The following is a 25,179-nucleotide window of genomic DNA, read 5'->3' on the forward strand; positions in this document are numbered from 1 at the left end:
ACAGCAAGGGCCCGACACCGAAGGAGGTGTCGGGCCCCTTGGCGCGTACGACTCTCAGCGGTCCTCGGTCTCACCGCCGTCGCTGTGCGGGTGCCGCCAGCGTTCGTGCGGCTTCGGCGCGTCCTGCGCGTCCTTCGGCGCGTCGCTCTGCTCGAAGCTGGGCCGGCGTACGCCCTCGGGCTCGGGTACGTCCACCGGGCGGGCGCCGGACTCGGGCGCCGGGTGGTAGCGGGCCGCCTCCATGGCGCCGTGCGCGCCCTCGGGCGCGGGTGACTCCGGCGCGTGGTGCTCGAGGTGTATCTCGTCGCCGAACTGCTGGGGTGGCTTCGTGGTGCGCTGCGGCAGGTCCCGGCCCAGGTCGGCGACGAGTGGGCCGTACTTCAGGTCGAACGCCGGCCGCTCGGAGCGGATGCGGGGCATCTTGTCGAAGTTGCGCAGCGGCGGCGGGCAGGTGGTCGCCCACTCCAGCGAGTTGCCGAAGCCCCACGGGTCGTCCACCGTGACCATCGCACCGTACCGCCAGGACTTCCAGGCGTTGTAGATGAAGAAGAGCGTGGACAGGCCGAGGATGAACGCGAAGATGCTGGAGATGGTGTTCAGCGTGGTGAAGCCGTCGCTGGGCAGGTAGTCGGCGTACCGGCGGGGCATGCCCTCGGCGCCCAGCCAGTGGTGCACCAGGAAGGTGCCGTGGAACCCGATGAACATGGTCCAGAAGTGCGCCTTGCCGAGCCGCTCGTCGAGCAGCCGTCCGGTCATCTTCGGCCACCAGAAGTAGTAGCCGCCGAAGAGCGCGAAGACCACCGTGCCGAACACGACGTAGTGGAAGTGCGCCACCACGAAGTAGCTGTCGTGGGTGTGCCAGTCGACCGGCGGGCTGGCCAGCAGCACCCCGGTGAGGCCGCCGAGAAGGAAGGTCACCAGGAAGCCGATGGCGAACAGCATCGGCGTCTCGAAGGTGAGCTGCCCCTTCCACATGGTGCCGATCCAGTTGAAGAACTTCACTCCGGTGGGCACCGCGATCAGGTAGCTCAGGATGCTGAAGAACGGCAGCAGCACCTGCCCGGTGGCGAACATGTGGTGCGCCCACACGGTCATCGAGAGCACGGTGATGGCGATGGTGGCCAGCACGATCCCGGTGTAGCCGAACAGCGGTTTGCGGGAGAACACCGGGATGATCTCGGTGATGATGCCGAAGAACGGCAGGGCGATGATGTACACCTCGGGATGGCCGAAGAACCAGAACAGGTGCTGCCAGAGCATGGGGCCGCCGGTGGCCGCGTCGTACACGTGCGCGTTGAGCAACCGGTCGGCCGAGAGCGCCAGCAGCGCGGCGGCCAGCAGTGGGAAGACGAGGATCACCAGCACGCTGGTGAACAGCATGTTCCAGGTGAAGATCGGCATCCGGAACATGGTCATCCCGGGCGCGCGCAACGTGAGGATCGTGGTGATCAGGTTGACCGCGCCGAGAATGGTGCCCAGGCCGGAGACCACCAGGCCGAGCACCCACATGTTCGCGCCCACGCCGGGACTGTTCTCGACGCTGCTCAGCGGGCTGTAGGCGGTCCAGCCGAAGTCCGCCGAGCCGCCCGGCGTGACGAACCCGGCGACCACCATGAGACCGCCGAACAGGTACAGCCAGTACGCCAGGGCGTTGAGCCGGGGGAACGACACGTCCGGCGCGCCGATCTGGATCGGCACGATGAAGTTGGCGAATCCGAAGGCGGCGGGCGTGGCGAACAGCAGCAGCATCACCGCGCCGTGCGAGGTGAAGAGCTGGTTGTACTGCTCGGAGGAGAGGAACTGCAGGCCCGGCCGGGCCAGCTCGGCGCGCATCACCATCGCCTGCAGGCCCGCCACCAGGAAGAACCCGAAGGAGGTCAGCAGGTACAGCACGCCGATCTGCTTGTGGTCGGTGGTGGCGAGGAACTTGATCAGGGAGTTGCCGGGGACCGGCGTCCGCAGCGCCCCGGGAAAACCCCCGAAGCGGGCCGGTGCCAGGATCGCCGGTCCCCGATCGCGAACGGGTTCCGTGGTTACCCGCTTGGGCATGGCTGCTCACCCCGTCGTGACGGCAGAAAGGACGGGCGTGCCTACCCGACCCTTGCACCATGTAACCAGGCTTAAGCGGTGAATTCGGTCAGATCGCTGGTACCGGTCGAAGTGCCCCGCGGCCTCACGCCGCCGGCAGCATCGCCCAGACGGCCTTGCCCTGACCCGCCGGCACGCTGCCCCACCGCTGCGCCAGCTCGCGGACCAGCAGCAGCCCGCGGCCACCCTCGGCCCGCAGGTCCAGGCCGGCGGGTTGGGCCGCCGACGGGCTGCCGTCCACCACGGCCAGGTGCAGGTACGGCCGCCGCAGCGTCACGGTCACCTGCATGGGGGTGCCCACGTGCCGGACGACGTTGCCGACGAGCTCGGTGAGCACCAGAGCCGCCGGACCCGCCGCGTCGGGCAGGTTCCACCGGGCGCACGCGTCGCCGACCAGCTCCCGGGCCCGCCGGCACGCCTCCGCCACCGGCTCCAACCGGGCGCGGATCCGCAGCGCTCTCTGCTCGCCGGCCACCCTCGTCGCCTCCGCGCAGTTCAGCGAGACCGGAACCACCCGGCACGTCGTCGACTCGGCCAGCCAACGGGCGGCGGCTGGCGGCGGGGCGCAGAGCACCACCGGCACGGCCGGCCACTCCTCGGCACGCCGGGCCGTCGCCGCGAAGACCGACAGCGCCAGCCGGTCCCGCACGTTCACTCGGGCGAGGTCGACCACCAGCGCCTCCGGCTGGGCCGCCAACGCGCCGTCCAGCGCCTGGTGCACCGACCGCATCGTGCCCAGGTCCAGGGCGCCGGTGAGCCGGACGACCGCCACCGGTGCCGTGTCGCGCACCTCGCAGGTGATCCGGCTGGCCATCGGGGCGTCCTCGATTCGCTGGTGGGTCGGGATCTGCCCACTACCCGAGGTTCCGCGCCAGCAAACCGGACCGACCGGCCAGGGCGACGCGGCTCACGGTCGCCGGGGCCGCGCGGTCAGCAGACCCAGCGCGATCAGACCGAGGCCCAGGCCGAGGTGCAGCCAACCGTCGGCGGCGTTGACCGGCAGGACGTTCGCGCCGGTGTCGTGGTCCACCGCCAGTCCGTAGAGCCAGAGCACCAGGTAGACCGCGCCGCCGCCGACCAGGAAGGTCCGCGCGCCGCCGACCGTCCGCGCCAGCGCCAGGCCGACGACCCCGAACAGCAGGTGTACGAGGTTGTGCAGCACCGACACCTGGAAGGCGCCGAACAGGAACGCGCCCGAGGTGTGCCCCGCGAAGCGCAGGTTCTGCGTACCGCTGGTGATCCCCGGGACGAAGCCGAGCACACCGACCAGCAGGAACACGACGGACGCGGTGCTGGCCGCGCGGCGGACCGGCGGCTTGCCGTCCGCCGGGTTGGCCCGCGCCCGGGAGTGCGCCATCGGTCCGACCATCACCGGCTCCCTCGCTGCGCGGCAGGCGTACGGGTGCGCCTACCCGTCGCCGCCGGGGACAAACGCGCCGGCGGCGACGGCGGCTCAGACCGGTTGCAGGCGGGACGCGGTCGCCAGCTCGCGGACCCGCTGGTACAGCTCGACGTAGCGCTGGGCCATTACCGCGGGCGTGAACCGCTCTGCCGCGACCCGGCGGCACTCGTGCGGGTCGAGCAGGTCCGCGGCCAGCACCAGATCGGCCAGCTCGTCCTCCTCGCCGGTGAGCAGGCCGGTGCGTCCGTGCTCGATCAACTCGGGCAGGCAGCCCCGGGCGGTGGCCACCACCGGCGTACCCAGGGCCAACGACTCGACCACGGCCGTGCCTCCCGGCTCCTCCCAGCGCAGCGGGAACAGCGAGGCGCGGGCGCTGGCCAGCAGGTCGTCGCGCTCCTGCCCGGCCACGGTGCCGACCCAGCGGACCAGGTCGCCGTCGACGTGCGGCGCCACCTCGTCGAGGAAGAACCGTACGTCCGGGTTCTGCCGGGCCTCGTCGCCCGCCGCCGCCAGGTCGGCCGGGCGGTGGTACGGCCCCACGGGACCGGCCAGCACCAGCGGTACGCCGATCCGCCGCGCGAGCCGCGCGCCCACGTCCTGCCCCTTGCCCGGGTTGATCCGACCGAGGATGAGCAGGTGGTCGCCCTTGGGCGGACCGGGCCGACGGTCGGCGTCCACGGCCAGCGGGGTGGACAGGTGCACGTGACCCACCGAGTGCTCCCGCAGCGCCAGTGGCGCCCGCGCCAACTGCGACGCCGAGACGCCGTTGACCCGGACCCGGTCGCCGCCGTCGAGAGCGCCGTAGAGCGCGGGGTGCTTGGCCAGGTCCCAGTGCAGGGTGTGCAGCACCGGCGGCCCGGACGGTCCCATCGCGGTGAGCGTGGCCAGCCCGACCGCCTCCACGTGGTCGTGCACCAGGTCGATGTCGTCGCGGGAGTGCAGCTCGCGGACCACCCCGGCCAGGTGCGCCTGCGCGATGCCACAGACCTGGTTGTAGGGCCGTTGCAGCGCGCCGAACTGCCCGTCGGAAAAGACCGACACCTTCTCGTCCACCGGCAGAGCGCTGGACTCCACCGAGGCGAGCACCACGCGCACGCCGAGCCGCCGCAGCTCGGGCACCAGGGTCGCGATCACGTTCTCGATGCCCCCGTACCCGGGTGGGGGCACCGACAGCCACGGGCCGGCGTTCATCAGCACGGTGAGGCTCATCGGCGGTCCTTTCGTACCCGGGCGGTGGCCGGCCGACGAACCGGGGCGCTCACGCGGCCGCCACCCGTCGGCGGGGGAGCCGGTGGCGCAGCTCGGCCAGCGGCGGACGCTCCTCGATGGACACGTCGCTGACCACGACCTCCCGGTCCAGGTTGGGCAGGGTGTCGGAGCCGCCCCGGCGGAACTGGGTCAGCAGCGCCTCCGGCATCAGGCCGGGGGTCGCCCAACCGCGTCGTTGCAGCCGGGACCACGCGGTCAGCATGATCTGCGCGGACATCCGGCCCAGCGCCGCCGTGTCCTGGTGACGGTGCTTGCGTTCGCCCAGGTCGACCTGCGCCAGCGCGTCCAGACCCACCAGGTCCAGCAGGTCGATCATCATGGCGGTCTCCACGCCGTACCCGGAGACGAACGGCACCCGGGCCAGCACGTCGCGGCGGCCGGCGTACTCACCGGCGAGCGGCTGCACGAAGCCGGCCAGTTCGGGCCAGAAGAGGTTCAGCAGCGGTCGGGCCATCAGTTCGGTCACCCGCCCGCCACCGTCCTGTTCCACCGTGGCGGATCCGACGAGCGGGCGGTGGTAGAAGCCCTTCACGAAGTCCACCGACGGGTCGGTGAGCAGCGGCCCGAGCAGGCCGGTGACGAAGTGCGGGCGGAACTCCCGCAGGTCGGCGTCGATGAACGCCACCACGTCGCCCCCGGCGGCGGCCAACCCCGCCCAGAGCGCGTCGCCCTTGCCGGTGAGCCGGGGCAGGCCGCGGGTCATCGCGTCCTGGCTGACCACCTCCGCGCCGGCGGCCCGGGCCACCTGGGCGGTGCGGTCGGTCGACCGTGAATCCACCACGATCAGCTCGTCGACGAGCGCGACCCGGTCCATCAGATGCTCCCGGATGGTCGACACGATCGCGCCGACGGTCGCCTCCTCGTTGCGTGCCGGCAGCACCACGCTGACCCGGCTCTCGCCCTTGGCACGAAGCAACCGGCGTGCCGGCCAGTCCGCCGCCGACGTGGTCCGGTACGTGGCCCACGCCTCCACCACCGGTGACACGGTCGTATCCCGCACGGGCACCCCCTCTTTTCGTGCGTGGAACAAGTAGGGCTCTAGTTCCCACTTGCCGCCTCGCGCTAACCGTTCCCAGGGCAACAGCTTGATCACGACGTGGCATCGGCGCGTTCCCGGGGGATGAACGTTTGATTGCGCGCATGCCAGGGGACTGCTCCCGACGGAGCCGAAACGTTCTCGGAAGAGGTTGTCGAATGGTCAGTTGTCGGGTGGGCCTGGTCGGTGCCGGGGGAGTGGCGCAGCGTCATGCGCGGGTGCTGTCCGGATTCGACGACGTCGAGATCGTCGGGGTCACCGACGTGGTTCCGGAGGCGGCGGCCGCGCTGGCCGCGCGGCACGATTCGCGGACCTTCACCGACGTGGCCGAGCTGCTGTCCGCCGGCCCCGACGCGGTGTACGTCTGCGTGCCGCCCTTCGCGCACGGCCCCGCCGAGGAGGCGGTGATCGACGCCGGGGTGCCGATGTTCGTGGAGAAGCCCGTCGCCGTCGACCTGGGCACCGCCGAACGCATCGCCGACCTCGTCGCCCGGCGTGGACTGCGCACCGCCGTCGGGCACCACTGGCGTTACCTGAGCGTGCTCGACACGGCCCGTGAGCTGCTCGCTGACCGTCCGGTGCGGATGGTCAGCGGCGCCTGGCTGGACAAGGTGCCGCCGGTCGCCTGGTGGTCGCGGCGCGACCGGTCCGGCGGCCCGGTCGTCGAGCAGGCCGCCCACGTGCTGGACCTGATCCGGGTGCTGGCCGGCGAGGTGACCGAGGTCACCGCGTACGGCGACGGCACGCCACCGCCCGTCGACGGCGCCGACATCGACTCGGTGACCACCGCCACGCTGCGCTTCGCCAGCGGCGCGGTCGGCACGCTCAGCGCCGCCTGCGTGCTCGGCTGGAAGCACCGCGCCGGCCTGGAGATCCTCGCCGACGGGTTGGCCCTGTCGCTGGGCGAGGACGGCCTGCTGATCCGTGACGCCGACGGCGAACGGCACGTCTCGGCCGATCCGGAGGCCGCCCGGGTGGCGGTGGACCGCGCGTTCGTCGACGCCGTCCGCGGTGTCGGCGACGACGTGCGGGTCCCGTACGCCGAGGCGTTGAAGACCCAGCGGCTGGCCCTCGCGGTGGCCGATTCGGCCCGCGGTGGCCGGACGATCCGACTCACCACGCCCGCCGATTCGGGCGCCCTGAGCACCGGGGTGACCGTCGATGCGTGATCGGGTCGTCGCCGTCACCGCCCCCGGTCGGGTGGAGATCGTCGAGCAGCAGGCCGCGCCGCTGCGGCCCGGCACGTTCCGCGTCGAGACGCTGTTCAGCGGCGTCTCCGCCGGCACCGAGCTGAGTTACGTCAAAGGCACGAACCCCTACCTGAACGTCACCTGGAACGCCGACCTCGGGCTCTTCCAACCCGGCGCGGCCAGCACCCCGTACCCGGTGACCCGGCTGGGTTACATGCAGGTGGGCCGGGTGGTGGAGAGCGCGACCCCGGCGGTGGCGATGGGCGCGGTCGGCGCGATGACCTACGGGCACCGCACGGGCTGGCTGGCCGACCCGGTCACCGAACGGTTCGTGCCGCTGCCCGACGACCTGGACCCGCTGCTCGGCGTCTACGTCGCGCACATGGGCCCGATCTGCGCGAACGGTCTGCTGCACGCCGCCGCCGACCTGCACGGCGCGGACGTCCGCTCGCTCGGCGACGGGGTACGCGGCCGGCGGGTCGCGGTGGTCGGCGCCGGAGTGGTGGGCCTGCTGACCGCCCTGCTGGCCCGCCGGCACGGCGCCGCGTCGGTGGTGGTGCTCGACCCGACCCCGCAGCGTCGTCGGGTCGCCGACGCGCTCGGCCTGGAATCGCTCGACCCGGAGGCGGACGACCCCGCCGTGGCGCTGAAGACCCGGTGGGCCCACGTCGCCGGCGACCGGGGCGCCGACGTGGTGTTCCAGTGCCGGGGACAGGCGTGGGCGTTGCACCTCGCGCTGCGGCTCCTGCGCCCGCAGGGCACCGTGATCGACCTGGCCTTCTACCAGGGCGGCGCGGACGCGGTCCGGCTCGGCGAGGAGTTCCACCACAACGGCCTGGCCCTGCGCTGCGCGCAGATCGGACGGGTACCGCGCGGGCTCGCGCCGACCTGGGACCGGGAACGGCTCTCCGCCGAGACCGTCGACCTGCTGCGGACGTACGGCGATGTCATCCGCAAGCACCTGGTCTCGGCGGTGGTCCCGTTCGACGAGGCGCCCACCCTGCTCACCGACCTGGCCGAGCGCCGCCGCCAGGAGCTACAGGTGGTCCTGGCCGGCTGAGGAGCCGTCGCGGGGTGAGCGGGCCGGCTACCGTTCGCCCCATGAGCACCTCGACGGACACGCCGGTCGACAGCCGTCCGGTCGGTCTACGCGCCCTGCTGCCGTACCTGCGCGAGCATCGGGGCACCCTCGTCGTGGTGGGCGTGCTGTCGCTGGCCGGTTCGGCGGCGGCACTGGCCCAACCGCTGCTCACCCGGTCGGTCCTGGACCGGATCGGCCGCGAGCACCCGGTCTGGTGGCTGGTGGCGGTGCTGGTTGCGCTCGTGGTGCTCGGCGCGGCGATCGGCGGCCTGCGCGACTACCTGCTGCAACGCACCGCCGAAGGGCTGGTGCTGGGCACCCGGCGACGGCTGGCGGCCCACCTGCTGCGGCTGCCCATCGCCGAGTACGACCAGCGGCGCACCGGCGACCTGCTCTCCCGGGTGGGCTCGGACACCACCCTGCTGCGGGCGGTGGTCACCTCCGGGCTGTTCGAGACCGTCACCGGGGCGGTGATGGTGGTCGGGGCGGGCACCGCGATGGTGCTGCTCGACCCGCTGCTGTTCGGCGTCACCCTGCTCGGGGTGGGCCTCGGGCTGGGCTTCGCGGCGACCTTCGCCCGGCGGGTCCGGGCGTTGGCCCGCGCAGCCCAGGAGCGGGTCGGCGAGATGACCTCGGCGGTGGAGCGGGCGATCTCGGCGGCCCGGACCATCCGGGCCAGCCGGGCCGAGGCGCGGGAGGCGGACACCGTCGCGGTCAGCGCCCGTGAGGCGTACGGGGCGGGGTTGCGGGTGGCCCGGGTGCAGGCGCTGATCGGCCCGATCGGCTCGGTCACCGTGCAGGGGGCGTTCCTGCTCGTGCTCGGCATCGGCGGGGCGCGGGTCGCCGCCGGGGCGATCTCCGTCGGCGATCTGGTCGCCTTCGTCATGTACCTGTTCCTCCTGGCGCTGCCGCTGGGTCAGGTGCTGCGCGCGTACACCCAGTTGCAGTCCGGTCTGGGCGCGTTGCAGCGGATCGAGGAGATCCTGGACGTGCCGGCGGAGGGTGCGGCGGACCGACCGACGGCCGGGCCCGCGACGACGACCCCGCGCCGGGCCGCACCCATGATCGAGTTCGACCGGGTCGGGTTCGGCTACCCGGGCGGCGCGTCGGTGCTGCACGACGTCAGCTTCGCGGTGCCGACCGGCACCCGTACCGCCCTGGTCGGCCCGTCGGGGGCCGGCAAGTCGACGCTGCTGGCCCTGGTCGAGCGCTTCTACGAGGTGAGCGCCGGCGCGGTCCGGGTCGACGGCGTGGACGTGCGGGAGCTGCCCCGCGACGCGCTGCGGGCCCGGCTCGGCTACGTGGAGCAGGAGGCGCCGGTGCTCGCCGGCACGCTGCGCGAGAACCTGCTGATCACCGCCCCTGACGCGACGGACGACCGGTTGCGCGAGGTCCTGGACGAGGTCAACCTCACCCACCTGGCCCAGCGCACCCCGCAGGGCCTCGACGTGCAGGTGGGGGAGGGCGGGGTGCTGCTCTCCGGGGGTGAGCGGCAGCGGCTGGCCATCGGTAGGGCCCTGCTGGCCGGCCCGCCGGTGCTGCTGCTCGACGAGCCGACCAGCAACCTCGACGCGCGCAACGAGGCCGCGCTGCGCCGCGCCATCGACGCGGTGGCCGTGCGCCGGACGCTGCTGATCGTGGCCCACCGACTCGCCACCGTGGTGGACGCCGACCAGATCGTCGTCCTCGACGGCGGCCGGGTGGTGGCCGTGGGCACCCACGCCGAGCTGACCGCCACCGACCCGCTCTACCGGGAGTTGGCCACCCACCAACTGCTGGTCGCCTGACCGCGCCCCGGCGGGACCAAACTTGCCGGGCGGCCGGGCCGCCCGTGTCGGGCCAGAATCGCGTACCGTTGCCGCTCATGGGTGTGTCGCAACGGTTCAAGAGCAAGTTCCGGCGTTTCCTCCAGCGCCCGGGATCAACCGTGGATCTTGCTCCGCTGGAAAAGCTGCTGCCGGCGATCGAGGCGCGCGAGGATGACCTCGCGGCGCTTGACGACGCCGAGCTGACCGAGGCCGCCGGTGCCGCCACCGGCTACGAGGAGATCTGCGCCGTCGGCCGCGAGGCCGCCCGCCGGGGCCTCGACCAGCGGCCGTACGACGTGCAGCTGCTCGGCGCGATGGCGCTGCTCTCCGGCAAGGTCGCCGAGATGGCCACCGGTGAGGGCAAGACGCTGACCGCCACCATCGCCGCGTACGGGCACGTCCGGCTCGGCAACGGTCCGGTGCACGTGCTCACCGTCAACGACTACCTGGCCCGCCGGGACGCCCAGTGGATGGAGCCCGTCTACACGCTGCTCGGCCTGACCGTCGGCTGGGTCAACGAGGCGTCCACGCCCCAGGAGCGGCGCGACGCGTACTCCTGCGACGTCACCTACATCTCGGTCAGCGAGGCGGGCTTCGACTACCTGCGCGACCAGCTCGTCACCGACGTGGAAGACCGCGTGCAGCCGGTGCTGACCACGGCGATCATCGACGAGGCCGACTCGATCATGATCGACGAGGCCCGGGTGCCGATGGTGCTCGCCGGCGCGGTGCCGGGCGAGCAGGACCCGGTACACGCCGCCGCCGCGCTGGTGCGCGGCCTGCGCAAGGGCCGGCACTACACGATCGCCGAGGACGGGCGCAGCGTGGCGTTCACCTCCGCCGGCCTGGCCGCCGTCGAGGCCAAGCTCGGCATCGACCTGTACGACGAGGAGCACGTCGAGCAGCTCTCCGCGGTCCACGTGGCGCTGCACGCCCAGACCCTGCTGCACCGTGACGTGGACTACATCGTCCGGGACGGCTCGGTCGAGCTGATCGACGAGATGCGCGGCCGGGTGGCCCAGCGCCGCCGCTGGCCCGACGGGCTCCAGGCGGCGGTCGAGGCCAAGGAAGGGCTGGACGCCACCGCCGAGGGCGAGGTGCTCGGCACGATCGCCGTGCAGGCGTTCATCGCGCTCTACCCGAAGGTGTGCGGCATGACCGCCACCGCGGTGCTGGTCGGCGACCAGTTGCGGGAGTTCTTCAACCTCGAGGTCGCGGTGATCCCGCCGAACACGCCGTGCGTCCGCGAGGACGAGCAGGACCGGATCTACGCCACCCGCGCCGAGAAGGACGAGGCGCTGATCGACGAGATCCGCCGCTGCCACGACGCCGGGCGGCCGGTGCTCGCCGGCACCCTGGACGTCAAGGAGTCCGAGGCGCTGGCCGCCGGGCTCAACGCGGCCGGGGTGTCCTGCGTGGTGCTGAACGCCAAGAACGACGACGAGGAAGCGGCGATCATCGCCGAGGCCGGCGCGTACGGCGCGGTGACGGTCTCCACCCAGATGGCCGGCCGGGGCGTCGACATCCGCCTCGGCGGCAGCGACCAGGCCGACCGGGACCGGGTGGCCGAGCTGGGTGGCCTCTACGTGATCGGCAGCGGTCGGCACGACAGCCGCCGCGTCGACGACCAGCTGCGGGGTCGCGCCGGCCGGCAGGGCGACCCGGGCGGCTCGGTCTTCTTCGTCAGCCTGGAGGACGACCTGGTCGTCCGGCACGCCGCCGACGCGGTGCCCCCGTCGCCGCGGATGAACGCGGACGGCCTGGTCACCGACGAGCAGGTCGACTACGCGGTCGAGCACGCCCAGCGGGTCGCCGAGGGCGTCAACCACGAGATCCACCGCAACACCTGGCGCTACAGCGTGGTGATCGAGCAGCAGCGCATCGCCCTGGCCGCCCGCCGCGAGCGCCTGCTGACCAGCGACGTGGCCGCCCTGATGCTGCTGGACAAGGAGCCCGAGAAGGCCGGCGAGATGGACGAGGACCTGCTCGCCCGGGCGGGCCGCTCGATCGCGCTCTTCCACCTGGACCGGCTCTGGGCCGAGCACCTCGCCGAGCTGTCCGAGGTCCGCGAGGGCGTACACCTGCGGGCGCTGGGGCGGCTCGACCCGCTGGACGAGTTCCACCGGGCCGCGGTGCCGGCGTTCAACAACCTCGTCCCGGAGATCGAGGCGCGCACCATTGCCACGTTCAACGAGACCGAATTCGATGAGGATTGGGAGCCCGAGGACGGCACCCTGGTCCGGCCGACCGCCACCTGGACGTACCTGGTGCACGACAACCCGTTCGGCTCCGAGCTCGACCGGCTGATCGCCTCGATCGGGCGCCGGCTCAGCAGCGCGTCGCGCTGACCTGGCTCGCGGGGTCTCTGCCGTACCTCCGGGTAGGGCAGAGACCCCTGCGTGCGCCGTTTCGATCCCGGTTTGCGAGGGTAGTAGGGCGGGTCGGTCAAGGCGGAAGAGAGCAGACGATGGCACACGTGACGACGTCAGCGGGATGGGCGCGGGGGCGTACGAGGGCAGTGCGACGGTGAACCTGGACACGCGGGAACCGGTGGTCGAACGACTCGGTGTGCTGGAGACAGCCGCGCTGTTGCGGGAGCTGACCGCCGGCCTGATCGGCCTGACCGATTTCGATGAGGCGCTGCTGGCGCTGGTCCGGGTCACCCGGGACGCGGTGGCCGGGGTGCGCTGGTGTGGGTTCACCGCGCTGCGCGCCGGCGAGCCGGCCAGCCTCGCCGCCTCCGACGATCGGATGGCCGGCCTCGACGACCTGCGCCACGGGCCCGACACGCCGGCCATGACCGCGATCCGACGCCGCGAGATGATCCTCGCGGTCGACCTGGCCGGCGAGCCACGGTGGCCGGCCTGGACGCCGCGCGCCCGTGACCTCGGCGTCCGGGGGGTGATCTCCGCGCCGGTGGACATCGACGACCAGGTGATCGGGGCGATCAACCTGTACGCCGCCGCGCCTGACGTGCTCACCCCACAGCACCAACTCACCGCGATGCTGCTCGCCGAACACGCCGGCCTGCTGCTGGCCGCCGTCCGGGACCGGGGCCGCCAGCAGGCGCTCGCGGGTGAGCGGGACGCCTCGCTCCTGCACGAGGGTGTCGTCGGCCAGGCGATCGGGGTGATCATGACGCAGCGGGGGTGCCCGGCTGCCGAGGCCCTGGACGTGCTGCGTACCGCCGCCTCGTCGCTGAACATACCGCTGCGCGAGGTCGCCGAACGACTCGTGCGGACGGTCTCCCGCCCCCGCGAGAGCTGACCGTCGACCGGCACGGGTGGATGCCCGTTCTCCCGGTCGGCGGCGAGTCGGGCGGCGTCGTTTCACCTCTCGGGCGCTCGGGTAGCACCCTGGTACTGGTGGACTGCGCCTGACCCTGGGGAGGACCGATGCAGAGCCGGCTGCGGGTGCAGGGGCACCCCATCCAACCGATGTTGGTGACGTTCCCGCTCGGGCTCTTCGTCAGCGCCACGGTCTTCGACCTCACCGACGTCGCCGGCGGGCCGGTCTTCCTCGGCGAGGTCGGCTACTGGACCGGCGTCGCCGCCCTCTTCGCCGCCGCCATGACGGCCATCGCGGGCATGGTCGACCTGTGGGACGTGCCGGTCGACGGCACCCGCCGTACCGCCATCGCCTTCAACCTGGTGAACGCCGCCATGGCGGGGCTGTTCCTGATCACCAGCCTGGTCCGCGCCCACTCGCCGGATCGTGGTGCGACGGCCGCGATCCTGTTCACCGAGCTGGTGGCGCTGGCGGCCGGCGGGGTCGGCGTGTACCTGGGCGCGCGGCTGATGCGCCAGTTCGACGGGGGCCGCGTCGAGACCGGCAGCCTGGACACCCTCGCCGGTGGCACGGTCGAGGTCGTCCGCCCCCGCCCCTGACCGACTCGGTCTTTGCGTGATCGACTCGGTTTCCGGAAAGACGGGGCGTCGGCGGCTCGGTGACAGGACGGCTTCCAGGAACGCGAGTCGATCAATCGCCGGGTATATGGATTGCCGCTCGGGTGGCGTGCCGGCGAGGCTGATCGCCGTGACTGACGCGCATACCGCCGAGGACCTGATCGCGGAGGCCGCCGCCGCGCCCGTCGACGGCTGGGGTTTCGACTGGCTGGCCGGCCGGGCCACCGAAGAGCGTCCACCGTGGGGATACGCCCGGCTGATCGGCGAACGGATGGCTCGTGCCCACGCGGCGCTGGACGTGGACACCGGCGGGGGCGAGGTGCTCGCCGAGATCCCGTACCCGCCCACGGTGCTGGTAGCCACCGAGGCGTGGCCACCGAACGTCCTGGTGGCACGACGGAACCTGCGCCCGCTCGGCGCGACGGTGGTGGCGGTCGCGCCGGACTCGGCGCTGCCCTTTGGCGACGACTCGTTCGACCTGGTGGTGAGCCGGCACCCGGTACGCACCGACTGGGCGGACACGGCCCGGGTGCTGCGCCCCGGCGGGACGTACCTGTCGCAGCAGATCGGGCCGGGCACGATGCGGGAGCTGAGCGAGGCGATCCTCGGCCCACTGCCACCACCGGACGGCCGGCACCCCGAGGAGGCGGTCGCTTCCGCTGAGGCGGCGGGACTGCGCGTGGTCGACCTGCGCCGGGCCACACTGCGCGCGGCGTTCCACGACATCGGCGCGGTGGTCTGGTTCCTGCGCAAGGTGGTCTGGACCGTGCCGGGCTTCAATGTGGACCGCCACCGCGCGCCCCTGCTAGCCCTACACCGCCGCATCGCCGAGCAGGGCCCCTTCGTAGCCCACGCCCAACGCTTCCTCATCGAAGCAACCCACCCCTAACCCCACCCCCCGCCCCCGCGCCCCCGGCCGCCCCCGCGCCCCGACCCCCGAGCCCTGCCCGACTCCGCGCGCCCCGGCCGCCCCCGCGCGCCCCGGCACCGCCCCCGCGCCCCCGACCTCCGCGCCTCGCCCGCCCCCGCGTGCCCCCGCCCGACCCCGCGCCCGACCCCGCGCCGATCTTGCACTTGCTGTGGACGTTTTGCCCCATTGACGCCTTTAGTCGCCACAGAAATCGCAAGATCGACGAGAAAGGGGGCGGGGGCGGGGATAGGCGCGGGTGCGAGTGCGGGCTGCGGCATCGCCTGGGACGGCGCCTCTCCGCGGCCTGCCGATCATGGAGTTGTGGTGGGCGTTATGCACCCGCTCGCACCCTTCGTTCCCACCACAACTCCATGATCGCCGGGGGCGGGGCGGGGCGGGGCGGGGCGGGGCGGACGGGGCGGGGCGGGCGGGTTAGTGGGGGTGGGAGGTGTGGTGGGCGGCCAGGATGTCGGCGCCGAAGTCGCTGGCGGGGCGGCGGAGCACGGTGTGCGCGTGGTTGCCGTCGTCGCTGGTGTTGTCGTACTCGATCAGCAGGTCGTCGCCCTGCACCCGGTAGTAGTGCCGCTGATCCGGCCGGGTCGGCCCGGCCCAGGCGAAGTGCAGCGGGCCGCCGGCGAGGCGGGTCGCCTCGCGTACGGCCAGTTCGGTCGGTAGCCGGTCCAGGTAGAGCGCGACGATCTGGTCGAGCAGCGCCCGGCCGGTGGGGCCGAGTCGGTCGGCCGGTACGCCGAGGGGTTCGAGCGGGCCGTCGACCCGGGCGCGGGTGGCGCTGATGATGTCCGTCGGGGCCTCGTCGGCGATGATCGCGGCAGCCCGTCCGGCGGGGCCCAGCGCGTCCAGCAGGGCGCGGCCCAGATCCTCCTCCACGCCGAGCGGTCGGGAGACGGGGCGCCCGGCGTACCGCACCGCGGCCGGGTTGGCGCCGAAGAAGACCGGCGCGGGGGAGACCTGGTCGTCCACGACGGTCATGGTCACCGACAGGTGGTGCCCTTCGAGCCGCCACGCCCAGCGGTCGTCGCGCGCCGGGTCGCCGAAGACGGCGATCCAGTAGTCGCCGCTGTGCCGCCCGCGACGCCACCCCTCGGCCCGGTCCAGGACCTCCTCCAGCGCGATGATCGCCATGGCCTGGGCGTACGCCGATGGGCTGAGCGCGGTGGCCAGCAGTCGGTGCGCGGCCTTGCGCCCGGCGATGTCCAGCGCGGCGAGGCAGACGCCGGGGCGCGGGCGCGGGCGGTACTCCAGCCACCGCCGGGCCGGCTCGTCGTCGAAGGGGTACACGGCGTCGGCGCGGGTCGCGGGGTCGAGCGCGGTCAGCAGGGCGCTGCCGGCGGCACGCATCTGTTCGGGCAGGGGATCTTCCACCGCCCCTGTATACCGTCAGTCGGCCCGCAGCAGCCGCACCATCTCCGGCAGGTCGAAGAACTGCGCGGTCTCGAGCGCCGAGGGATTGCCGTACGCCGGGTCGGCTCCGGCGGCGAGGAGCGCGCGGACCGCGTCGGCGGCGCTGCGAAAGACCGCGGCGGCGAGGGCGCTCTGACCCCGGTCGTTGGTGCGGGTGTGGTCCGCGCCGCGAGCCAGCAGCGCGGCCACCGTGTCGGGGTGGGAGTGGTAGGCGGCCAGGATCAGCAGGGTGTCGCCCTTGTCGTTGGTCAGGTTGACCGGCAGCCCGGCGTCGACCTGGGCGGCCAGTTCCTCGGTGGCACCCGCGCGGGCCAGGTCGAACATCCGGTGCGCGAACGCCAGGGTCGCGGCGTCGAGGTCGTCGGTCACCGGTCCAGGTTAGGGCCGTTTCAGCAGAACCGCCCGGCCTGCGGCGGGTCCGGGCGGCGATCCGGCAAGGCGCGGCCGCCCTGGTGAAACGGCCCTGGCCGCCGGAGCCCTGATAGGTTGCTCGGCCGGCACGTGGGGGAGGTCCGATGGGTGAGACGGTCTACGTGGGTAACGCGGGCGTCGACGGGGTCGGCGACGGCGGCTGGCTGCTCGGGCACTTCGCGCCGCCGGGCGAGATCCGGCACAGCACCGACGTCGAGGTGAAGTGGGGTGTGCACCCGCCTGGGGAGACCCGCTCGCGGTGGGCGACCAATGAGCGCCGCACGACCCTGCTGGTGCTCGTCAACGGGTGCTTCCGGGTGGAGTTGCCGGACCGGACGGTCCGGTTGGCCGCCCCCGGCGACTACGTGGTGTGGGGGCGGGGAGTGGACCACTCCTGGTACGCGGAGCGGGCTTCGGTGGTGCTGACCGTCCGGTGGCCGTCGCTGCCCGGCTACCGGGTGGAGCCGCCGGTCCTGCGCTGATCAGGCCGGCCACCGCACGGGTCATCTCGACATGTGGAATTACCTACTAAACCTATAGGCTTTGCCGTCTAGAGTACGGGGGCACCCCACGCACCGACCCGCGAGGAACCACCGATGACCCACGATCGTCCGGCCGCCGACCTGCTCGCCGTCGCCGCCCGCTGGGCCGACCCGGCCGGCTGGCCGGTGACGCTGCGCTTCGACCCCGGCGAACGCTGGTACGCCCGACTCGCCACCGCCGACGACCACGAGGTGTGGGCGCTGAGCTGGCTGCCCGGCCAGGGCACCGACCTGCACGACCACGGCGGCTCCGCCGGCGCGTTCCGGGTGGTGGCCGGCGCCCTCACCGAGGAGGCGGTGAGCCGGGGACGGCTGCTGCCCCGCGTGCTGCCCGCCGGCGCCGGCCGTCGTTTCGGCGCCCACCACGTCCACCGGGTCACCAACCGCGGCGCGGACCCGGCGGTCAGCGTGCACGTCTACCGGCCGGCGTTGCGCCGGATGACCCGCTACGACCTCCTGGACGGTCGGCTGCGCGCCGCCGAGGTCGCCGAGGCCGGCCGGTCGTGGTGAATCGACCCGACCCTCTCGTTCCCGGAAGGATTCGATAATGCAGCTCACCGCCGAGCAGTGTCCGGCGCCCGTGCCCCCGCCGGGCTCCCGTGGCATCGACGAGATCCTGGCGGCCGCGCGTGCCCGGCTCGACCGGCTGGACCCGGAGCGGGCGCACCTGGCGTACCGGGCCGGGGCCCTGCTGGTCGACATCCGGCCGGCGGCCCAACGCGCCGCGCACGGCGTCGTGCCCGGCGCGCTCGCCATCGAGCGCAACGTGCTGGAGTGGCGCTTCGACCCGCGCTGCCCGGCCCGGCTGCCCGAAGCCGTCGACTACGACGTGCCGGTGGTGATCCTCTGCCAGGAGGGCTACACCTCGTCACTGGCCGCCGCCGCGTTGCAGGACATCGGCCTGCGCCGGGCCACCGACGTCGACGGCGGGTTCGCCGCCTGGCGCATCGCCGGCCTACCGGCGCTCGGCCCGACCCCCCTGCACCGCGCAACCCCCCTCGCGTCCCCGGTCACCGCCGGCTGGGCGCGCCGCTGACCCCCACGCCGCACCGGGCGTGGCGGGCGTACCGCCATCAGGAGGCATGATGTCCGTCGTCGCGATCCCCACCCGTCCCTACTCGCCGGGTCACCCGGGACGGGCCGTCGGCCGCCCGCGCACCGGACCCACCCTCACCATCACCCTCGACCTGGCCCCCGGGCCGATGAGCCCCCGGCTGGCCCGGCTGGTGCAGTTGCTCGGCGAGCTGGCCGAGGCCGGCGAGGGTCGGCTGGGCCCCGCCGACGACGTACCGCAGACGCCGCGACCGCTCGCGCGCCCCACCGTCGTCGAGGCGTCCGCGGTGGCCGACACCGCCGACGTCCGCATCCTGGCCGGCTCGCGGACCGTCCGGCACGGCGACCGGGTGGTCGCCCTCACCCGCATCGAGTACGACCTGCTGCTCTTTCTCGCCGAGCGCCCGCACCGGGTCTTCACCCGCCTGCAGTTGCTCTCGAACGTCTGGGGCTACGAGCACGCGGTGGCCCGGACCGTGGACGTGCACGTCCGGCGGCTGCGCGCCAAGCTCGACGGCGCGGAGGTGGTCACCACCGTCTACGGGGTGGGTTACCGCCTCGGCGACGAGGCGCGGATCAGCGTGGACCACACCCGCTGAGCGGGCCGGCTGGCCGGCCGGGGCGCGGCGGTATCCGCATGGTGAACAGGACGGGGACCCCCGTAACGGGGTATCCGGGTGGCTCTGCTGTAATCATCTGGCTTCGTACGCAGAGCGAGCGTCTGGCTCCGATGCGTTCGTCAATTGTCACATTCATGCAACGCAGCCGCCTCTTGACCCTCGCCCGGACGCCGGGAAGCATCGATGAAGCGGCGTCCCGGGCCGTGGGGAGATACCCGGACCAGCCCAAGGAGGACCATGTCGGTCAGCCCCGCCTCGTCGCGCGCCGGATGGCATACGTCCCAACCCGCGGTGCCCGGTCGACCTCCCGGCGGTCAACGCCGCCCGGCGAACACCGCCGCGCCCGTGCTCACCGTGACGCTGTCCATCCCGCTGACCTGCGAGGAGTCGCTGACGCCGCCGGCCCTGCGGTTGCTCGAAGCCGCGCGTGAGCTGCTCGAACGTGGCGAGGGCGTGGTCACCAGTTCCGCTCCGGCCGAGCGCCGCGCCGACGGTGTGCCGGCCAACCGGTCACCCGTGCGGGCCCTCACCCCGACGATCCCCGCCCTGCACATCCTCGCGTCGTCCCGGTCGGTGCTGCGCGACGACGAGCCGCTGCCCCTGACCCGGTTGGAGTTCGACCTGCTGCTGCACCTCGTCGCACACCCCCGCCGCGTCTTCACCCGGCTGCAACTGCTCAACGCCGTGTGGGGCTACGAGCACGCCGGGGTTCGCACCGTCGACGTGCACGTGCGCCGGCTGCGCGGCAAGGTCGGCGTCGACGTGCCCCTGGTCACCACGGTCTACGGCGTGGGTTACCGGTTGGCCGACGACGCGCGGGTCACCGTCGACCGCACCGGCTGACCGCCACCACCGCTCGCCGCTCCCGGGCGGGGCAGGATGGACCGGTGCGCATCCGTCCCATCTCGCCCGACCTGCTCGTCGCCGAACTGACCGGCCGCCTCGCCGACGCCTCGGCCACCGTCGAGCCCGCCCGGCTGCGCGTCGCCGTCGACGGCGCTCCCGCCGCCGGCCCGGACGAGCTGGCCGCCGCGCTGGTCGACCCGCTGCGAGCCCGGGGTCGTCCGGTCCTGCACGTACGCGCCGACGACTTCCTCCGCCCCGCGTCGCTGCGCTTCGAACTCGGCCGCACCAACCCGGACGCCTACTACGAGGGCTGGCTCGACGAGGCCGGCCTGCGCCGTGAGGTGCTCGACCCGGCCGGCCCCGGCGGCGACGGGCGGGTGCTGCCGTCGCTGTGGGACCCGGTCGCCGACCGGGCCAGCCGCGCCGCGTACGTCGACCTGCCGCCGGGCGGCGTGGTCCTGGTCAGCGGCGCGCTCCTGCTCGGCGGAGCGCTGCCGTTCGACGTGACCGTCCACCTTCAGGTGTCCACGGCGGCCCTGCGCCGCCGCACCGATCCGGCCCGGGGGTGGACCCTGCCGGCCTTCGACCGTTACGCCGACGAGGTGGTTCCCGCCAGCTTCGCCGACGTGGTCGTACGCGCCGACGACCCCCGCCATCCCGCGCTCGTCGAGGCGCCCGGCGAGGGCTGAAATTGGCTCGTTTGCGGGCCGTGTCCGGCGGGTACTCGCCCGGCTCACAGAGCGTGGGTGATCGCCCGCGTACCGCATGCGACCGCTACCCGGGGCGCCACGCCGCCGGACCCGGTTCACCGGAACCACAGGCCAGGAAAGGCAGGCAGCGATGCTCGTCCACGACACGGTCGACACCGGCCGCTCCCAGACGGAGATCGACCAGATCAGGCAGTCCCTGCAGGCGCGCTACGACGACCTGACGGCGGAGTACGACCAGGCCGTCCTGCAGAGTCAGGTGCTGCGTCTGGTGGAGGTCGGCGACACCGCCGGCGACGACCAGGCCGACAGCGGCACCAAGACGGCCGAGCGGGACACCGCCCAGTCCCTCCTGCGGACGATCCTCGACCGACGCGCCCAGTACGAGCACGCGCTGGGCCGCCTCGCCGAGGGCACGTACGGCTGGTGCGAGGGCTGCAAGGCGGCGATCCCGGTCGAGCGGCTGGAGATCTTCCCGGCCGCCACCACCTGTGTCACCTGCAAGCAGACCCGCGAACGGCGGGCGGCCTGAGCGACGGCAGCGGTTGCCGGTCGGTCCGCGACACGATGGACTCCATCCATGGGTGACATTCTGGTGGGCACCGCGTCCTGGACCGACCGCACGCTGCTCGACTCGGGCTGGTATCCCCAGACGGCGGACAACCCCGAGAAACGCCTCGCGTACTACGCCCGGCAGTTCCCGCTGGTCGAAGTGGACGCGACCTACTACTCGCCGCCGGCCGAGTCGACCGCGCGGCTCTGGGTCGACCGCACGCCGGCCGGGTTCACGTTCAACATCAAGGCGTTCAGCCTGCTCACCGGCCATCCCACAAAGGTCAGCGCGCTCTACAAGGACCTGCGGCCGGAGACCGAGAAGAAGAACGTCTACCCCGACGACCTGCCCGCGCAGGCGTACGAGGAGGTGTGGACACGCTTTTTGTCGGCGCTGGACCCCCTCGTCGAGGCGGGCAAGCTGGGCGCGTTGCTGTTCCAGTTCCCGCCCTGGTTCACGATCAAGCGGGCCAACAAGCAGTACCTGCTGGAGGTGGCGAAGCGCTGCGCCCCGCTGCTACCGGTCTACGAGTTTCGGCACGCCTCCTGGTTCGACGGCGACAACGCCGACGAGACGTTGTCGTTCCTGCGCGAGCACGACCTGTCGTACGTCTGCGTGGACATGCCGCAGGGTCACCGCTCGTCGGTGCCCCCGGTGCTGGCCGCCACCGGTGACCTGGCCGTGATGCGCTTTCACGGCCACAGCGACAAGTGGACCAGCAAGGACATCCACGAGAAGTTCGGCTACCACTACTCCAAGCGGGAGCTCAAGGACTGGGCGCCGAAGCTGCGCGAGCTGGCCGACTCCGCCGGCCAGACGCACGTCCTCATGAACAACTGCTACCGCGACTACGCGCAGACCAACGCGACGACACTCATTGGCTTACTGAACAGGTAAAACCTTCGCGCTGGCCCAATGCGCCGCCTGGGGAGTCGGCGAGGCGGACGCCCCGATCGGTGGGCAGCACTTTCGGGGATGTTGCTGCCTCACGACGGCTTGAAGCAGCAACATCCCCGAAGTTGTGCAGATCATGGACGAGCGCGGTCCAGCGCTTGAACCCCCGCGTCTCACCCGATCCGGGTGGGGTGGGCTCACCCGCTCGCCGGGCAGGGTGGGCACGGTGGTGACGGCCGCCCGACGGCCGGAGACGACACGGAGGTGACGGGGGATGACGGTTCGACTGGTGACGGATCGACGGCGTGGTGCCGTCCTGCACGTGGTCGGCACGGCGGGCAACGCCCGACGTGCCCCCCAGGGCAGCCCGGTACGCGCCCGGCGCGGTCCCGTGGGGCCGCCGCGACGTACCGACGAGCGACGCTGGGAGGCCACGGAACGGGGGTCGACCGATGCCTGACGCGATGATCTCCGCGTTCGAGAGTTCGCTGGACAAGACCAACCTGATCCTCAAGGACATCGAGGACGCCTACGGGTGGCCGAAGGAGCGGCGCAACCAGTCGTACGCGGCGCTGCGCACGGTGCTGCACCTGCTGCGGGACCGGTTGGCGGTCGGCGAGAGCGTCGAGTTCGCCCAGCAGTTGCCCGTGCTGGTCCGGGGGATCTACTTCGACGGTTGGAACCCGTCCGACGTGCCGATCAAGCTCAACCGCGACGACTTCCTCTACGAGGTCCGCCAGGGCTTCCCGTACGACGCCGAGGGCGGCGCGGAGCGGGTGACGCAGGTGGTGCTCGACACCCTGCGTCGGCACGTCACCCAGGGCGAGTGGCAGGACGTGAAGGACACCATGCCCAAGGACCTCGCCATGATGCTGCCCTGAGACCGGCCTATCGAGCGGCGCTGTCCGGCGGGGACGGCACCCGGGACACCGGGTGGCCGGCCCCGCGGGCCAGCGCCGCGAACGCGACGGCGTCGGTGACCGCCGCGCCGCCGGGGTCGTTGTTGAAATAGACGTACGCCGGCTCGTCCGCGTCGAACTCGTCGGTGAGCCGGCGGACCCACGAGCCGAGCGCCGTCCGCCCGTAGTGCGGCCACGGTCGGGCCCGCCCCTCGTGCAGCCGCAGGTACCCGAAGTCGGTGGTCCGCCAGCGCGGGGCCACCGGTCGACCGAGACGATCCGCCCAGACCAGCGCCGCCTGCCGCCGTTCCAGGACCGCCCGGGTGGCGTCGGTCCACCACGACGGGTGCCGGGGCTCCACCGCCACCCGCACGTCCCGCGGGAACAGCCGCAGCGTCGCGTCGAGCGCGGCGACGTCCGCCCGCAGGTTCGGTGGCAGTTGCAGCAGCACCGGGCCGAGTCGGTCGCCGAGGGCGGTGGCCCGGCCGAGGAACCGCGCCACCGGCTCGGCCGGCTCCCGCAGACGTTTGATGTGGGTGAGGTAGCGGCTCATCTTCACCGCCACGCAGAAGTCCGCCGGGGTCCGTTCCCGCCACGCCGCGAACGTCTCGCGTTCGGGCAGCCGGTAGAACGCGTTGTTGACCTCGACGGTGGCGAAGCCCGACGCGAAGTGCTCCAACCAGAGGCGCTGCGGCATCCCCTGCGGGTAGTAGCGGCCCCGCCAGTCCCGGTACTGCCAGCCCGACGTGCCCACCAGGATCACCGCCTCATCCTGGCACTCTCCGCCGCCGCCCGCGAACCGACCGTGTCGTCCCGGTTCGGCGTCTACGGTGTGGGTTAGAGAAGATCGCGCGTGGGGTACCACCCGCAGCACGACGGACCCCGGCGTACGGCGGGGCGGCACACCCGAGGGAGTACCGATGGCACTCAACGACGATGACATGCAGACCACGGGCGGCGGCGGCCTGGAGGGTCCGGCCGATGGCGGTGCGACTCCGGGTCACCAGGACGGTGGCGCGGACGGTGGCGCGGAGGGTCCGGCCGACGGTGGCGCGACTCCGGGTCACCAGGACGGTGGCGCCGATGGTGGCGCGGAGGGTCCGGCCGACGGTGGCGCGACTCCGGGTCACCAGGACGGTGGCGCCGACGGTGGCGCGGAGGGTCCGGCCGACGGTGGCGCGACCCCGGGTCACCAGGACGGTGGCGCCGACGGCAGCGCCCGGTAGCGGCACGCCATGACGTACCTCGACCCGCCGGGCGGCCACGGCCGCCCGGCGGTTCCGTCCGTGGCCCCCGACGGCGTACCCGCCGCGGCGAGCGCCGTCGCCGCGCTGGCGCGTTGCGTCTCGGTCGAGCCCGCCAAGTTCGCCGCCGCGCACTGGGGCCACACCCCGCTGCTGTCCCGCGCCGCCGAGCTGCCCGACCCGTCCGGGTTCACCGACCTGTTCAGCCCGGACGACGCCGACGAGCTGCTCAGCCGGCGCGGTCTGCGTACCCCTTTCCTGCGCGTCGCCAAGGACGGACAGCTCGTGCCGGCGGCCCGCTGGACCGGCGGCGGCGGGGCCGGCGCCGAGATCGGCGACCAGGTGCTCGACGAGCGGATCCTCGAGCAGTACGCCGGGGGTGCCACCCTGGTGTTGCAGGGCCTGCACCGGATCTGGCCGCCACTGGTGGACTTCGCCCGCGACCTGGGCCTCGCGCTGCGTCAGCCGTTGCAGGTCAACGCCTACCTCACCCCGGCGGGTAGCCAGGGCTTCGCCACCCACTACGACACCCACGACGTGTTCGTACTGCAGGTGGACGGCCGCAAGCACTGGCGGATCCACCCGCCGGTGCTGCCCGACCCGCTGGAGAAGCAGCCGTGGGGCGGCCGCGCCGACGAGGTCGGCGCCACCGCTCAGGGTCCCGCCGCGCTGGATGTGGTGCTCGCGCCCGGCGACGCCCTCTACCTGCCGCGCGGGTGGCTGCACAGCGCCCAGGCGCAGGAGGCCAGCTCGCTGCACCTGACCGTGGGCATCCGCGCGTTGACCCGCTACGCGCTCGTCGAGGAACTGCTCGCGCTGGCCGCCGAGGACCAGCGGCTACGGGCCAGCCTGCCGTTCGGCACCGACGTCGCCGACCCGGACGCCATCGAGCCGGAGCTGACCGAGACGGTGGAGGCGCTGCGCGACTGGCTGCTGCGGGCCGACCCGGGCGCGGTCGCCGCGCGGCTGCGCCAGCGCGCCTGGCCGGCGGCCCGCCCAGCGCCGATCCGTCCACTCGCCCAGGCCGGCGCGCTGGCCGCGCTGGACGCCGACTCCCGGCTCACCCTGCGACCCGGCCTGCGCTGGCAGCTCCTGCCGCACGGGGACGGCCAGGTGGCGCTACGGCTGTTCGACCGCACGATCACGCTGCCCGCCGACTGCGAGCCAGCCACCCGCGCCCTGCTGAGCGGGGCCGCGACCCGGGTCGGTGACCTACCCGGCCTCCCGGACGACGCCGACCGGGTCACCCTGGCCCGCCGCCTCCTGCGCGAGGCCGTCCTGGTGCCGGCCTGACCCTCT

27 protein-coding genes are annotated in these 25,179 nt (G+C 73.1%); 19 read left to right on the plus strand and 8 right to left on the minus strand.

The genetic code is table 11. From position 1 onward, the window contains the following. Positions 1-54 precede the first annotated feature (54 nt). From ctaD to AB0I89_RS08020, 5 genes are all read right to left on the minus strand, one after another. The gene (gene ctaD, locus AB0I89_RS08000; protein ID WP_357122023.1) at positions 55-2,049 is read right to left on the minus strand and encodes a cytochrome c oxidase subunit I; all 1,995 of its coding nucleotides are present in this window, start codon (positions 2,047-2,049) and stop codon (positions 55-57) included. 124 nt (positions 2,050-2,173) lie between these two features. Further along, the gene (locus tag AB0I89_RS08005; RefSeq protein ID WP_357122026.1) at positions 2,174-2,902 is read right to left on the minus strand and encodes an STAS domain-containing protein; all 729 of its coding nucleotides are present in this window, start codon (positions 2,900-2,902) and stop codon (positions 2,174-2,176) included. 93 nt (positions 2,903-2,995) lie between these two features. Continuing rightward, positions 2,996-3,445 (minus strand): DUF4383 domain-containing protein, encoded by a 450-nt coding sequence (locus AB0I89_RS08010; RefSeq protein ID WP_357122204.1) that lies wholly within the window; start codon positions 3,443-3,445, stop codon positions 2,996-2,998. Between the two features lie 96 nt (positions 3,446-3,541). Then, positions 3,542-4,699 carry a glycosyltransferase gene (locus AB0I89_RS08015; RefSeq protein WP_357122029.1) on the minus strand — a complete coding sequence of 386 codons (1,158 nt, stop codon included), beginning with the start codon at positions 4,697-4,699 and terminating at the stop codon, positions 3,542-3,544. A 49-nt stretch (positions 4,700-4,748) separates the two neighbouring features. Then, the gene (locus AB0I89_RS08020; RefSeq protein WP_357122207.1) at positions 4,749-5,732 is read right to left on the minus strand and encodes a glucosyl-3-phosphoglycerate synthase; all 984 of its coding nucleotides are present in this window, start codon (positions 5,730-5,732) and stop codon (positions 4,749-4,751) included. A gap of 221 nt (positions 5,733-5,953) precedes the next feature. Between AB0I89_RS08020 and AB0I89_RS08025 the strand changes: the two genes are divergently transcribed. From AB0I89_RS08025 to AB0I89_RS08055, 7 genes are all read left to right on the plus strand, one after another. Then, positions 5,954-6,964, plus strand: a complete 1,011-nt coding sequence (locus AB0I89_RS08025) for a Gfo/Idh/MocA family oxidoreductase (protein WP_357122031.1) — start codon at positions 5,954-5,956, stop codon at positions 6,962-6,964. Next, on the plus strand, positions 6,957-8,045 hold the full coding sequence (locus AB0I89_RS08030) for a zinc-binding dehydrogenase (RefSeq protein ID WP_357122034.1): 1,089 nt from the start codon (positions 6,957-6,959) through the stop codon (positions 8,043-8,045). Before AB0I89_RS08025 ends, AB0I89_RS08030 begins: the two co-directional genes overlap by 8 nt. Positions 8,046-8,086: 41 nt before the next feature. Further along, on the plus strand, positions 8,087-9,853 hold the full coding sequence (locus tag AB0I89_RS08035; protein WP_357122037.1) for an ABC transporter ATP-binding protein: 1,767 nt from the start codon (positions 8,087-8,089) through the stop codon (positions 9,851-9,853). Positions 9,854-9,930: 77 nt separating this feature from the next. Continuing rightward, positions 9,931-12,222 (plus strand): accessory Sec system translocase SecA2, encoded by a 2,292-nt coding sequence (secA2, locus tag AB0I89_RS08040; RefSeq protein WP_357122040.1) that lies wholly within the window; start codon positions 9,931-9,933, stop codon positions 12,220-12,222. 178 nt (positions 12,223-12,400) lie between these two features. Then, positions 12,401-13,141, plus strand: a complete 741-nt coding sequence (locus AB0I89_RS08045; RefSeq protein WP_357122043.1) for a GAF and ANTAR domain-containing protein — start codon at positions 12,401-12,403, stop codon at positions 13,139-13,141. A 128-nt stretch (positions 13,142-13,269) separates the two neighbouring features. Beyond that, positions 13,270-13,761 (plus strand): DUF2231 domain-containing protein, encoded by a 492-nt coding sequence (locus tag AB0I89_RS08050; protein ID WP_357122045.1) that lies wholly within the window; start codon positions 13,270-13,272, stop codon positions 13,759-13,761. A 148-nt stretch (positions 13,762-13,909) separates the two neighbouring features. After that, positions 13,910-14,668, plus strand: coding sequence for a methyltransferase domain-containing protein (locus AB0I89_RS08055; RefSeq protein WP_357122048.1), 759 nt, complete (start codon positions 13,910-13,912; stop codon positions 14,666-14,668). A 453-nt stretch (positions 14,669-15,121) separates the two neighbouring features. On the opposite strand, the gene AB0I89_RS08060 is transcribed toward AB0I89_RS08055, so the two are convergent. Beyond that, positions 15,122-16,072 carry a DUF3500 domain-containing protein gene (locus AB0I89_RS08060; RefSeq protein ID WP_357122051.1) on the minus strand — a complete coding sequence of 317 codons (951 nt, stop codon included), beginning with the start codon at positions 16,070-16,072 and terminating at the stop codon, positions 15,122-15,124. Between the two features lie 15 nt (positions 16,073-16,087). Continuing rightward, a complete protein-coding gene (locus AB0I89_RS08065) occupies positions 16,088-16,480 on the minus strand; it encodes an ankyrin repeat domain-containing protein (protein WP_357122053.1) in 393 nt (130 codons plus the stop codon). A 146-nt stretch (positions 16,481-16,626) separates the two neighbouring features. On the opposite strand from AB0I89_RS08065, the gene AB0I89_RS08070 reads away from it, so the two are divergent. From AB0I89_RS08070 to AB0I89_RS08115, 10 genes are all read left to right on the plus strand, one after another. After that, positions 16,627-17,004: a signal peptidase I gene (locus AB0I89_RS08070; RefSeq protein WP_357122056.1), complete on the plus strand. Its 378-nt coding sequence runs from the start codon at positions 16,627-16,629 to the stop codon at positions 17,002-17,004. Positions 17,005-17,118: 114 nt separating this feature from the next. Continuing rightward, positions 17,119-17,574: a cysteine dioxygenase family protein gene (locus AB0I89_RS08075; protein WP_357122059.1), complete on the plus strand. Its 456-nt coding sequence runs from the start codon at positions 17,119-17,121 to the stop codon at positions 17,572-17,574. A 37-nt stretch (positions 17,575-17,611) separates the two neighbouring features. Continuing rightward, complete coding sequence (locus tag AB0I89_RS08080) at positions 17,612-18,100, plus strand: rhodanese-like domain-containing protein (protein ID WP_357122062.1); 489 nt, start codon at positions 17,612-17,614, stop codon at positions 18,098-18,100. Positions 18,101-18,149: 49 nt separating this feature from the next. Then, positions 18,150-18,716 (plus strand): winged helix-turn-helix domain-containing protein, encoded by a 567-nt coding sequence (locus tag AB0I89_RS08085; RefSeq protein ID WP_357122065.1) that lies wholly within the window; start codon positions 18,150-18,152, stop codon positions 18,714-18,716. A 258-nt stretch (positions 18,717-18,974) separates the two neighbouring features. After that, entirely contained in the window at positions 18,975-19,580 is a 606-nt protein-coding gene (locus AB0I89_RS08090) for a winged helix-turn-helix domain-containing protein (protein ID WP_357122068.1), read from the plus strand. 44 nt (positions 19,581-19,624) lie between these two features. After that, complete coding sequence (locus tag AB0I89_RS08095; RefSeq protein ID WP_357122071.1) at positions 19,625-20,272, plus strand: uridine kinase; 648 nt, start codon at positions 19,625-19,627, stop codon at positions 20,270-20,272. A 151-nt stretch (positions 20,273-20,423) separates the two neighbouring features. After that, entirely contained in the window at positions 20,424-20,822 is a 399-nt protein-coding gene (locus tag AB0I89_RS08100) for a TraR/DksA C4-type zinc finger protein (protein WP_355052436.1), read from the plus strand. 48 nt (positions 20,823-20,870) lie between these two features. Continuing rightward, the gene (locus AB0I89_RS08105) at positions 20,871-21,740 is read left to right on the plus strand and encodes a DUF72 domain-containing protein (protein ID WP_357122074.1); all 870 of its coding nucleotides are present in this window, start codon (positions 20,871-20,873) and stop codon (positions 21,738-21,740) included. Between the two features lie 271 nt (positions 21,741-22,011). Continuing rightward, the gene (locus AB0I89_RS08110; protein ID WP_357122077.1) at positions 22,012-22,197 is read left to right on the plus strand and encodes a hypothetical protein; all 186 of its coding nucleotides are present in this window, start codon (positions 22,012-22,014) and stop codon (positions 22,195-22,197) included. After that, complete coding sequence (locus AB0I89_RS08115; RefSeq protein WP_357122080.1) at positions 22,190-22,618, plus strand: DUF2267 domain-containing protein; 429 nt, start codon at positions 22,190-22,192, stop codon at positions 22,616-22,618. Before AB0I89_RS08110 ends, AB0I89_RS08115 begins: the two co-directional genes overlap by 8 nt. Positions 22,619-22,625: 7 nt before the next feature. Here AB0I89_RS08115 and AB0I89_RS08120 read toward each other — a convergent pair whose 3' ends face one another. Further along, entirely contained in the window at positions 22,626-23,399 is a 774-nt protein-coding gene (locus tag AB0I89_RS08120; protein WP_357122083.1) for a DUF72 domain-containing protein, read from the minus strand. Between the two features lie 157 nt (positions 23,400-23,556). Between AB0I89_RS08120 and AB0I89_RS08125 the strand changes: the two genes are divergently transcribed. Together AB0I89_RS08125 and AB0I89_RS08130 are read left to right on the plus strand one after the other, a co-directional pair. Continuing rightward, positions 23,557-23,862 (plus strand): hypothetical protein, encoded by a 306-nt coding sequence (locus tag AB0I89_RS08125; protein ID WP_334629546.1) that lies wholly within the window; start codon positions 23,557-23,559, stop codon positions 23,860-23,862. A 9-nt stretch (positions 23,863-23,871) separates the two neighbouring features. Next, positions 23,872-25,173 carry a cupin domain-containing protein gene (locus AB0I89_RS08130; RefSeq protein ID WP_357122087.1) on the plus strand — a complete coding sequence of 434 codons (1,302 nt, stop codon included), beginning with the start codon at positions 23,872-23,874 and terminating at the stop codon, positions 25,171-25,173. Positions 25,174-25,179: the final 6 nt, after the last annotated feature.

This window comes from Micromonospora sp. NPDC049801 (assembly GCF_040656575.1).
Lineage (GTDB): Bacteria > Actinomycetota > Actinomycetes > Mycobacteriales > Micromonosporaceae > Micromonospora.